Annotated in this window: 8 protein-coding genes; 6 read left to right on the forward strand and 2 right to left on the reverse strand. The window is 51.2% G+C overall.

The annotated features are described in order from the left end of the window. Nucleotides 1-2: 2 nt before the first annotated feature. Nucleotides 3-803, reverse strand: a complete 801-nt coding sequence (locus M1D30_RS13050; RefSeq protein ID WP_248504672.1) for a ThiF family adenylyltransferase — start codon at nt 801-803, stop codon at nt 3-5. Nucleotides 804-980: 177 nt separating this feature from the next. Between M1D30_RS13050 and M1D30_RS13055 the strand changes: the two genes are divergently transcribed. From M1D30_RS13055 to M1D30_RS13075, 5 genes are all read left to right on the forward strand, one after another. After that, nucleotides 981-4,049, forward strand: coding sequence for a TonB-dependent receptor (locus tag M1D30_RS13055; protein ID WP_248504674.1), 3,069 nt, complete (start codon nt 981-983; stop codon nt 4,047-4,049). 65 nt (nt 4,050-4,114) lie between these two features. Further along, on the forward strand, nt 4,115-5,725 hold the full coding sequence (locus M1D30_RS13060) for a RagB/SusD family nutrient uptake outer membrane protein (protein ID WP_248504676.1): 1,611 nt from the start codon (nt 4,115-4,117) through the stop codon (nt 5,723-5,725). Nucleotides 5,726-5,801: 76 nt separating this feature from the next. After that, the gene (locus M1D30_RS13065; RefSeq protein WP_248504678.1) at nt 5,802-6,740 is read left to right on the forward strand and encodes a FixH family protein; all 939 of its coding nucleotides are present in this window, start codon (nt 5,802-5,804) and stop codon (nt 6,738-6,740) included. Between the two features lie 21 nt (nt 6,741-6,761). After that, nucleotides 6,762-8,702 (forward strand): hypothetical protein, encoded by a 1,941-nt coding sequence (locus M1D30_RS13070; protein ID WP_248504680.1) that lies wholly within the window; start codon nt 6,762-6,764, stop codon nt 8,700-8,702. A gap of 40 nt (nt 8,703-8,742) precedes the next feature. After that, nucleotides 8,743-9,948: a dicarboxylate/amino acid:cation symporter gene (locus tag M1D30_RS13075; protein WP_248504682.1), complete on the forward strand. Its 1,206-nt coding sequence runs from the start codon at nt 8,743-8,745 to the stop codon at nt 9,946-9,948. Nucleotides 9,949-9,973: 25 nt separating this feature from the next. Here the strand turns inward: M1D30_RS13075 and M1D30_RS13080 are convergent, their stop codons facing one another. Then, a complete protein-coding gene (locus tag M1D30_RS13080; RefSeq protein ID WP_248504684.1) occupies nt 9,974-10,525 on the reverse strand; it encodes a M48 family metallopeptidase in 552 nt (183 codons plus the stop codon). A gap of 210 nt (nt 10,526-10,735) precedes the next feature. On the opposite strand from M1D30_RS13080, the gene cysK reads away from it, so the two are divergent. Beyond that, nucleotides 10,736-11,683: a cysteine synthase A gene (gene cysK / locus M1D30_RS13085; protein WP_248504686.1), complete on the forward strand. Its 948-nt coding sequence runs from the start codon at nt 10,736-10,738 to the stop codon at nt 11,681-11,683. Nucleotides 11,684-11,700 lie beyond the last annotated feature (17 nt).

Consider the following 11,700-nt stretch of genomic DNA (forward strand, 5'->3'; position numbering starts at 1 on the left):
GATTATTCTGCCGTTGCGTCCTGAACAACGAGACCTGCCAGCATAAAGCCGAAGATGGCTGTGATATGAGCTAAGGTTCCGTTAATCTGGGCTTTCGAAGAACACCACTCATGGTTCAGGAGACTCTGGTCGCCTGGACCATTTTTTGCTTTGGGGCACATACACTGCTCTGTGCCACAGGTGGCGTTCTGGCCGCGGTTCTCCAGCAGTTCATCGCTATAGACGCACTGGAACTTGCGTTTAGGGAATAGCTTCTGTGACTTGAACTTCTTTCGTAAGGCGCGTGCCAGAGGGTCGCCTTGTACTTTCCAAAACTCAGTGACCTTGATGCGCGTTGGATCGAGCTTCAACGCAGCGCCCATCGACGAAAAGAACTTAGCCTTTGTCTTGCAGGCCAAAAGGATAAGGGCAGCCTTGTCTTTCAGCGAGTCGATGGCGTCGATAATATAATCATAGGTATCGAGTTCAAAACTCTCGGCAGTTTCTTCCGAGAAGATTTGTTGCAGGGCGGTAATCTCGGCCTTGGGGTTGATGCTGAGCAGGCGCTCCTTCAGAGCATCCACCTTCACCTGTCCAACGGTCTTGGTGGTGGCCATCAGCTGACGATTGATGTTGGTGATGCACACGCGATCGGAGTCGACAATCGTCAACTGGCGTATACCACTACGCACCAGACTCTCGGCACACCACGAGCCTACGCCGCCTACACCAAAGATAATCACACGCTTTTGGGCAATGCGGTCCATCGCCTCATTACCCAGCAGCAACTCACTCCTACGAAATATTGCACTATCTATTGCCATCGTTTAATTTTTGGGTACAAAGGTACTGCTTTTCCATCAAAAAAGGCTCCAAAAACCATTAAAATCAGCAATATACCACACTCATGGTACACGAATGCCATAGAAAAGGGATTGTGAGGGCACAAGAAACGGCGTACCTTTGCACCGTTGAATTGATTTAATAGTAAAGGATAAGGTATGAAGCATTTTCTGATAACACGTTTTCTCTTAATAACGATAGCCATTGTTTTCCATCATACGGCATCGGCAACCCCCATCTCTGGTAAGGTGGCCGATGCCGAAACGGGTGAGGCTATTATTGGTGCCACCATCTACAATGCCAGCAGCAAAATAGGCGTAGTGTCCGATGCTGAGGGACGTTTCCGAATCGATGTCGCCACTTTCCCCTCGCAGCTCAAGATAAGCTACATGGGATATGAACAGAAGATTATCAGCGTGAAGGGTGATGATGGTGATCTGGTGGTGAAGTTAAAGGAAGAGGACCACAACCTCAACGAGGTCGTTGTTGTGGGTTACGGCACACAGAAGCGCACCCAACTGACGGGTAGCGTGGTCAGCATCAGTCAGGACGTTCTGAAAAACAACGTGTTGCCCACCCTCGACGGACTGCTCAGCGGATCGGTGGCAGGCGTACAGGTGACCACCTCGGGACAGCCTGGCAGTGGTTCCTCTATCCGTATTCGAGGCGGCAACTCTATCAGTGCCAACAACGAGCCCCTCTATGTGATTGACGGCTTCCTTTATTATAAGGAGAGCGGCACACTGAGCACCGGCGAACGTGGCACCGGCATCAGCGGTGGCATCAGTCCACTGAGTCTTATCAACCCCGCCGACATCGAGTCGATTGAGGTTCTCAAGGACGTATCGGCTACGGCTATCTATGGCTCACGCGGTGCTAATGGTGTGATTATGGTTACGACGAAGAAAGGCCGTCGCGACAAGACCACCATCAAATATGGCTACCAACTGACCTTTGGCAGTCCTTCAAAGAAACTCAGCGTGCTCAACGCCACAGAATGGGCTCGCTATCAAAAGCAATACTTTTATAATAAAGGTGGCTATACCGACGAACAGATTGATGCCCTGGGAGCAGGTACCGACTGGCAGGATGCCGTACTCAGAAACACGGTCAGCCAGTCACACAATGTGACTATCAGCGGCGGTGACGACCGTACACGCTTTCTGCTGACTGGTAACATCACCGACCAGGAAGGCATTGTGCTGAACACAGGGTTCAACCGCTCTGCTGTACGACTGAACATTGATCGTAAACTTACCGAGAAACTCAGCGTTGAGACAGCACTTAACGTGAGTCGTAACAAGCAAGACGGACTCACCACAACCACGGGGGTGACATTCAACTCGTCGCCCTATCAGGGAGGCATCACCAATTCGCTGACCTATGCCTTGCTCATGCCACCTGTGGTGCCTATCTATAAGGCTGATGGCTCGTATAATTACACGAACCCTTATGAATATGCGTATTTTGCTATGGGCGACATTGCCGCCAACCCCGTGTCTGACCTGGAGAACAGTGTGGCACAGTCGGTAAGCGATGATGTGATTGGCAACATCAACCTGAACTATGAGTTTGTTAAGGGACTTCTGGGTAAAGCCAGCCTGGGCTTCGACATCGACAACCTCACGCAGAACTATTTTGCGCCCCACTACACGGCACTGGGACTGGCCAACGGCGGTACGGGCAGCATTGCCAAGCGCCGACTGGAGACCTGGCAGACGGAATTTACGCTGAACTACAAGCGCCAACTGGGCTCAGACCACTTTATCGACGCACTTGTGGGCTATACCTATCAGACCACCAACCGCACACAGCTCATCGGTTCGTCGAGCAAATATACCGATGAGAGTCTGAAGCAGAACAACCTCTCGGGCGGCAGTCAGTATGCAGCTCCCGTGTCGGGCGAAAGTTCTTCGAACCTGCATTCACTGATTGGACGCGTTAACTACACACTGCTTGAACGATATAATGCCACCGCCACGATACGTGCTGACCGTTCGTCGCGTTTCTCGCAAAATCATAACTGGGGCTTCTTCCCTTCTATCGGCCTGTCGTGGAACGTCAACCGCGAATCGTTTCTCAGTAACGCGACGTGGCTCAGCGACCTGAAGGTGCGCGGCTCAGTGGGAACAGTGGGTAACCAGGAGATTGGCGACTATCTGTACTCTACATCCTATACAACGAGCACCACTGGTGGCAATGTGCACTATACCAAGTCGAATGCTGCCAACAGCAAACTGAAATGGGAGACAACCGTATCGGCCAACATCGGTATTGATGCCACGCTTTGGGATGGTCTTGTGACCCTGACAGCCGATTTCTATCACAAGAAGACGAACGACCTGCTGCTCACCGTTCCTGTCGATGTGGCTAAATATGGCGTATCATCGCAACTACAGAACATCGGCAACGTCGAGAACAAAGGTTTTGAACTGGCATTGGGAGTGACACCCTTCAGAGAACGACAGCTCACCTGGAATATCCAAGGTAACCTGGCTTACAACAAAAACGAGATAACGAATCTTGGCAATCATCAGGAACTGAACACCAACAATTACTCCATTCTACGAAAAGGAGAAGCGGTGGGCTCATTCTACGGACTGGTGTTCGACGGCGTGGTGCAGGCAGACGAAGACATCAGTAAACTGCCCACCCAAAACGGCAGCAAGCCCAAGGTGGGTGAAGAGAAATTCCGAGATATCAATAACGACGGCAAGGTGAACGAATACGACCGTGTGATCTTAGGACATGCACAACCGAATGTCACCTACGGCTTGTCAACAAGTCTGAAATACAAGCAACTGGACGTGTTCGTACAGTTTCAGGGAACGGCAAACGGACATATCTATAACGCACTGCGCAGAACATTGGAGAGTCCTACGGACTGCTATAACGTATCGTCGGTTATCCTTGACAGTTGGACGGCCAATAATCCCACCAACGACTATCCCGCTGTCAGCGATGTACGCCCCTACAACTACATAGACAGCCGTTTTGTGGAGAACGCCGACTACTTTAAGCTGAAGACACTGACCATAGGTTATCAAGTGGGCGCATCACTCCTGAAGCCGCTCAAGATAGACGGCATACGACTCTATGCCACAGCCACGAATCTGTTCACTCTGACCGGATACAAAGGCTACGAGCCCGAGATACAAAGTGGTGTGGACCGTGGCGACTATCCCGCCGCACGCTGTTTTACATTGGGTGCAGAGGTTACCTTCTGATTATTCACTCGTTTTCATTATACCATTTCTTCATATAGTAGTTAATTAAAAAAACAAGGACGATTATGGAAAAGATTAACAAAACTTTAGTTGGTGCACTTGTAGCACTTTCTGTTTCAGGAGTTGTTACCACATCTTGCAGCAGTGACAACAACGACGATGCAAACACTATTAACACGGGTGTAGAGACCATTAACGACGAACAAGCACTGGCACTGGCCGACAACGCTTTGTTTGAGTACTATCACAAGGCCTTCGGTTTGTCGTTCATCGTAGAGACCTTCACCTCGAAGACACACTCTTTTGAGGGACCTGAGAGTGCTGACGGACCACTGATCAGCCGACATGAGCTGACTCCCACCAACGTCTATTTCGTCAATCGCTGGTATAACAAGAACTCAGCCATTGCCAACGCTAACGAGGCTATCGAGAAAATTTCTGCAGCAACTGGTGTCAGCCAGCAAACCAAGCAGGTTGCTATTGCCCGCGCCAAACTGGCCCGCGCACTGGCCTATCATGTGCTGGTAAGACTGTGGGGCGAGGTGCCTCTCTATACCACCACAGACGGCGACACCAAGACACGTGCCAGCATTGATAAAATCTACGAACAGATTGTGGCCGATCTTGAAGATGCTGCCAACGGACTGCCCGCCACATCCAATCTGCCTTCTGTTCCCACCAAGGCTGCTGCCTACGGTCTGCTGTCGAGAGTCTATCTGGACTGGGGAAGCAATCCTCTGACCTTTGAACAGGTGAAAGACATTGAAAACAGTACCACCGACCCAACTCCCTCATACACGAACAGTCGCCTGGAGAAAGCTGTGGAATATGCCAATAAGGTTACGGGCTATAGCCTCAACAGCGACTTCGCCAGCATCTGGGGTAAAGACAACGAGGCTGTCAAGGACGAGAAGATCCTGACCTTTGTTCATGACGGCGATGCCGTGGGCACTGGCAACCACCAGGTTCACTGCTCATGGACCTTCGGCTTTAATGTAGAACAGGAGAACCACCTCTCACCCGCACAAGACAGTTTCCTGGCCGCATGGGACAAGAACGATACGCGTCGCGACGTGAGCTATATCGACTCACTCTATGATACAGACGGAGACAGCATTGCCCTGTTCCGCGCTCCCATCACCCTGCCCCGCTATGGTAAGTTTGTTGACCGCGGTTCTGAAGGTCCTGGCGAGTGCTACAAGCTCAACGACCTGGACCGCATTGAGCTGCGCTATGCCGAGGTATTGCTCAACAAAGCAGAGGCACTGGTTCTTCTTGGCAGAGCCAACGAGGCTGTTGATCCCATCAACCAACTACGCAAGCGTGCCTATGGCAACGACTCACACAACCTGTCGACGGTTACACTCGACGATGTGAAACGTGAATGGGGACTGGAGTTCGTTTACGAGCAGAAAGAATGGTTTAACCTGGCTCGCTGGAAGGAAGTTATCAAGGATCTGGAGAGCGTAAAAGACAACGAATATTTTGATGACAGCTATGCAAATGCCGGTAGCATTGGTCGCAACGGTAAGGTGGTCAACGAATTCTTTGCCAAGACCTACAAGCATCTGCATGCTAAATACGAGAACCGTCAGGGCAAGTACTACCGCTTCCCCATCCCTGTAGGTAAGAGCGGTGAGGATCTGGGCATTAAGCCTCAGAACCCCGGCTATTAATTCTCGCTGTCAACGCTGTTTCGCCATACCCGAAACATTTATATCTCACATATAACAGATAAAAAGAAAGATGATTATGAAGAAAATAAAAGGATTGTTTTTGATGATGCTCGTTGCTGTGCTGACAGCCTGCAACAGCAACGATGATGGTGGACTGACTGGTATTGAGATCCCGGGTATCACGATTACAGACGATGCTGACTGTTGCTCGGCAGAAGAGGCTCTTTACACCTATAAGTTCCTGCAAGGAGTCAAACTCATCCCGGAGTTGACAACCGAAGTGGACGGCAAGTATTACCTGTATGTATATACAAAGACTGGCAGTCTGCACACGGGCTACAACGACGTATATTTTGTGGCAACCAAGAAGGAGACAGGTAACTATGTGAAGTATCTGGACGTCACAAACATCACGCCGCTGATGCACATGGTGAAGATGGATATGTATCACAGTACTGCCGTTTCATCGGGCACCTCTCTCATCAGCTATGACTATCCTGCAGTGAAACGCGGATGGATATCGTTTGTGATGAGCACCAGCGATGCTGGCTCGTGGACTTTGTCATACGACGTCAAGGTGGTCAACAGCGAGGCAAGTATCGAGAACAAAACAATTGTGGTCAATGAACTGCCCGAGGGTCAGGTCTGGCTAAAATCGTTCAAGGTGGAAAGCGACACTTACTATCTGTCACTGGTCAACCCGCTGGACTATAAGACAGGGACAAACGATATTGTGGCTTACGTATCGAAAAAGAATGCCAAAGCAACTGAGCCTTATCAGGTGGCTGCAGAGACCTTTACCATCGATATTGACCCACGCATGCCGGATATGGGCAACCACACCTCGCCCGACAACACATCGCTGGTGAAACAAGCGGATGGTAGCTATAAGGGCAGCATCAACCTGACGATGACAGGCTTATGGCGAATACACCTGACGGTAAAGGATGCGGAAGGAAACATCGTTGCCGGAGGCGGCGATCTGAGTTCACTTTACTGGGATGTTACAATATAAGAGAGAGAAGATATTGATTATATGATTGAACTACTTTTGCTTATTATTGGTTTACAAACGGACACCACCTCGTCGCAGAATCTGGACGAGGTGGTGATTGTATCAAGGAGTCAGAGCGGCAAACGCTCTGTAAAAGGACAGGCGGCTACCATCGACGAGCATCTGCAGAAACTGAACCACGTGGAACTGGTACGCCGTGGCTCGTATGCATGGGAGCCTACTGTAAACAATATGCAGACCGAACGTCTGTCGACAACCATCGACGGCATGAAGATATTCTATGCCTGCACGGACAAGATGGACCCTGTGACCTCATATGTGGAGAGCGGCAACCTGCAGAGCATCAGTCTGAACAGCGGACTCGACGGCAATCCGCAGGCTACGGGAAACATTGGTGGCAGTCTTGATTTGAAGTTGCGCAAGACAGGTTTCGATAACATTCCTTTTCATGCCAGCGCATCGGTTGGTCACGAGTGGAATGGTCATGTACAGGTATATGGTGCTGACGCAGCGCTAAGCAACCATAACACGTATCTGAATGCTGGCGCCTTCTATCGCCATGCCGACAATTATGAGATTGGCGGTGGCGAGAAGCTGCAGTTCTCGCAGTTCCAAAAGGTGAACGTGTTTACGAATGCCGGACTACGGTTGGCCGAAAAGGACATGTTGGAGGCCACGTTTATTTTTGATCGTGCCACCGATGTTGGCTATCCCGCCCTGAACATGGACGTGGCAAAGGCCGAGGGACTGATTACATCGTTGTCGTACAAGCACCTCTTTCGCCATGCCAACTGGGAGACGAAGGCCTACTACAACCACATCACACACGTGATGGACGACACAACACGTCCTGATGTTGCCATCCACATGGACATGCCCGGTAAGAGCTGGACTGCCGGCGTTTACAGTCTGCTGACAACGGCATTGAAGCATCACGATGTGGCACTGAATTACGACCTCTACTACAATCGCCTGTTTGCCGACATGACGATGTATCCCGGCGGCGCAGCTCCCATGTATATGGTGACGTGGCCCGATGTAGGAACCCTGAACACGGGTGTGGCCATAACAGATCATATAAGCATCGCCAGCAACCAGTCGCTACGGTTGTCGGCTAAGGTGGCTTGGCAGCAGCAGCGACTGAACAATGAGGAGGGCTATCATGCCCTGAAAGTGTTCTTCCCTGGCATGACCGATGCCTATCATCAGACCACAGGACGCATCGCCGCCAACTATCAAATCTCAGCTTACAACTCTCAGTTTTCCCTTGGTGCCGGCTGGGGCAGTCGTGCGCCCACGGTGACCGAGGCCTACGGCTACTATCTGAACAACACGTTCGATCAGTATGATTACATAGGCAATCCTTCGCTGAAAAACGAGTCGGCAGTGGAATTGAATGGGGCAGTGAAGTGGCGTCCTTCGGAAGGCGTCAACGTGACGCTCGATGGAAATGTATTTCTCTTCAGCAATTACATCATCGGACAGTTTGAGACACGTCTCAGTCCCATGACCGTCGGAGCCGAGGGTGTGAAAGTATACGGAAACATCAGTCATGCCACCATCGCCAACATCTCGCTATCGTGGGATTGGCAGATAACGGAACACCTGCAATGGAACAAAAAAGTGAGTTACAGCAGCGGACGCGACGCCGATGGCGACCCTCTACCACTGATTTCGCCCATCAGTTGGCAATCGGAATGGATTTATCAGCACCAACGCCTGCAGGCACAACTTGCCATCAAGGGTAATGCCCGACAAAACAATTACGGCGAGAAATACGGTGAGACGGCGGCAAAAGCCTGGACAATAGTCAACCTGGCTGCGCAATATCAGTTTTCTTCGGTTACCGTTCGTGCTGGTGTCGAGAATCTCTTCGACAAGCAGTACACCACCTATGCCGACTGGTGTCATATTCCTCAGAAGGGACGCAATATATACGTGAATCTTTCGTTTGAGATATAAAAGACCCCTCCCAAGGGAGGGGAGGCATTACTGAAGAAGAATGAAAAAAACAATTATTTGGATTGCAGCACTCGTAGTGGGTGCTATATTAGGACTGCTGGGCATTGCATGGCTCAACGAGGTGATGAACTTCGTGGCCACCATCTATACCCGTCTGTTTCAGTTACTGGCCGTGCCCACCATCGTGCTGGCCGTCGTCACCACCTTCGCCACCTTTGGCTCAAACGGCTCTGGCCGCATCTTCCGTCACACTCTGAGTTATACGCTGCTGACCACCTTTGCCGCAGCGGCCGTAGGCGCTGTGCTTTATATATTAGTTGCCCCTGGCAACCTACCTATCGAGGTCATTACAGCAGAAGGTGATGCGGTAGCAAACTCTACATTCCACACGCTACACGCTCAACCTTCCTATCTTGACCACATCATCAGCATCATCCCTAATAACATCATCAAACCCCTATTCGATGGCAATGTGCTCTCGTTGCTCTTGCTGGCCTTCGCCATTGGCATCGGCCTGTCAAAGTTGCCCGATTCCGAGAACAAGGCGGTGGTTACAAAGGGACTGCAGGGATTGCAGGAACTGCTCTTCCTGCTCATTCGCTGGCTCATCTGGACACTGCCATTGGGCATTGTAGCCTTTGCGGCGCAGTTGTCAGCACAAGTGTCCGCAGGTGTCGTAGCCGACAGTATCGGCAAATACGTGCTGGTGGTATTGGGCGGCAACGTCATTCAGTTCTTCGTAGTATTGCCGTTGTTCCTGATTATAAGAGGACTCAACCCCATTCATGTGCTGGGCAAGATGATGCCCGCCGTGCTCATGGCGCTCTTTACCAAGAGCAGTGCCGCCACACTGCCCGTGACAATGGATACAGCAGAGAACCGTTTGGGCATCAAGAAACATATTGCCCGTTTCGTGCTCCCCATCTGCACCACCATCAACATGAATGGCTGTGCAGCCTTCATCCTCGTCACCTCGCTCTTTGTGATGCAACAGGGTGGCGATTCCATCACATTCGACACCATTTTCCTGTGGACGCTCATCTCTGTCATCTCAGCAGTAGGAAATGCAGGTGTGCCCATGGGTTGCTATTTCCTCACTCTCTCACTGATGTCGGGTATCGGAGCGCCCATCGCCGTACTTGGTATTATCCTGCCAATATACACCATTATCGACATGGTGGAAACGGCCGAGAATGTCTGGTCGGACTCGTGTGTGGCAGCAATGGTAGACAAGGACATACAGTGATCCTGAGGTGTTCTTCGGTGTTTTGTCAGGTGGCCTGGAGATAGGCGCGCGTTTCCTTCCTTGCCTCTCTCCAGCGAGGAAAGTAACGATCCATCAAAGCATGGAAACGGGCGTTATGACTAGGTTCCAAGAGGTGACACAACTCGTGAACCACCACATGTTCTATGCACCACTGGGGCAGCAGGAGCAGATAAAGAGAGAAGTATAACGTGTGGTTATGCACATTGCACATGCCCCAACGCGATACCATCTTACGATAGGTGATGGCCGACGGCTCAACATTCATCACCATGGCATGATGCGCCACCATCGGCTTGACGATGGCGTCCAAACGCATGACGGCCTCAGCGCGCTGCTTCTGGGTGGACAGCGGCAACTGAGCGTAGAAGTCGGCCCGCTGCTGCTGACGTTCGGCAGTCTTGGCACGCGCAGCAGTAATCCAGTCGCGATGACTCGCAATAAACTCTTCAACTGCACGCTTTGGCAGTCCGATGGGTGCAGTGACGTGCACATCGCCATTCTTCACGATGCGCATCGACAGTCCTCTGGTCCACTTATAAGTCACGCGTATTGCCATGCCAACAGGGTCATTTTTCTATTGCAAAGGTACGAAGAAAGCAGCGAAAAACGGGCAAAAAGAGGCAAAAACAATACAAATACCATATCTATGGTATGCAAATAACACAGCATGGGTATTGTGGGAGCCAAAAAATCGCCGTATCTTTGCACCGTCGGAAAGACATAAAAGACATAAGAGATAATAAAGGTATTTAAAAAGGATAAGGTTATGAGTAAAATTGCAAAGCAGCTGACCGAGCTCGTCGGCAACACCCCACTCTTAGAGCTCAACAAGTATTCAAAGGCAAAGGGTCTGGACACTCCTGTTATTGCCAAAGTAGAGTTCTTTAATCCTGGCGGTAGCGTGAAGGACCGTATCGCACTGGCCATGATCGAGGATGCAGAGCAGAAGGGCATCTTGAAGCCTGGTGCCACCATCATCGAACCCACCAGCGGAAATACGGGCGTAGGACTGGCACTGGTCAGCGCCGTTAAGGGCTACCACCTTATCCTTACCATGCCCGAGACCATGAGCGTGGAGCGCAGAAACCTCGTAAAGGCCTATGGTGCCGAGGTTCGCCTCACCTCTGGAAAAGACGGCATGCCTGGTGCCATCCGCGCTGCCGAGGAGTTGCGCGACTCTATCCCTGGCGCAGTCATCCTGCAGCAGTTTGAGAACGGTGCCAACCCTGCCAAGCACTATGCCACCACAGGTCCTGAGATCTGGCGCGACACAGACGGTCAGGTAGACATCTTCATTGGCGGCGTGGGTACTGGCGGCACCATCAGTGGTACGGGTAAGTTCCTGAAGGAGCAGAACCCCAACATCCAGATCATTGCCGTAGAGCCCAAGTCGAGCCCCGTGCTGAATGGTGGTCAGAGTGGTCCTCACAAGATTCAGGGCATTGGTGCCGGCTTCATCCCCAAGACCTACAACTCAGAGGTCATCGACGAGGTGTTCGATGTTGAGAACGACGACGCCATCCGCACTGGTCGCGAGATTGCTCAGCAGGAAGGTCTGCTGGTGGGCATCTCGGCAGGCGCTGCCCTCTACGCAGCCATCCAGGTGGCCAAGCGTCCTGAGAACAAAGGCAAGAAGATTGTGGTACTGCTGCCCGATACTGGTGAGCGCTACCTCTCAACAGTGCTCTATGCCTTCGAGGATTATCCCCTGTAAGAAATCACATTTTCTTT

It is taken from the genome of Prevotella sp. E15-22, assembly GCF_023204875.1.
Classification (GTDB): domain Bacteria; phylum Bacteroidota; class Bacteroidia; order Bacteroidales; family Bacteroidaceae; genus Prevotella.

Bases quoted from the DNA above. Each gene is read 5' to 3' on its own strand.
- M1D30_RS13050 (WP_248504672.1), bottom strand. From the start codon at position 803: ATGGCAATAGATAGTGCAATATTTCGTAGGAGTGAGTTGCTGCTGGGT.
- M1D30_RS13055 (WP_248504674.1), top strand. From the start codon at position 981: ATGAAGCATTTTCTGATAACACGTTTTCTCTTAATAACGATAGCCATT.
- M1D30_RS13060 (WP_248504676.1), top strand. From the start codon at position 4,115: ATGGAAAAGATTAACAAAACTTTAGTTGGTGCACTTGTAGCACTTTCT.
- M1D30_RS13065 (WP_248504678.1), top strand. From the start codon at position 5,802: ATGAAGAAAATAAAAGGATTGTTTTTGATGATGCTCGTTGCTGTGCTG.
- M1D30_RS13070 (WP_248504680.1), top strand. From the start codon at position 6,762: ATGATTGAACTACTTTTGCTTATTATTGGTTTACAAACGGACACCACC.
- M1D30_RS13075 (WP_248504682.1), top strand. From the start codon at position 8,743: ATGAAAAAAACAATTATTTGGATTGCAGCACTCGTAGTGGGTGCTATA.
- M1D30_RS13080 (WP_248504684.1), bottom strand. From the start codon at position 10,525: ATGGCAATACGCGTGACTTATAAGTGGACCAGAGGACTGTCGATGCGC.
- cysK (WP_248504686.1), top strand. From the start codon at position 10,736: ATGAGTAAAATTGCAAAGCAGCTGACCGAGCTCGTCGGCAACACCCCA.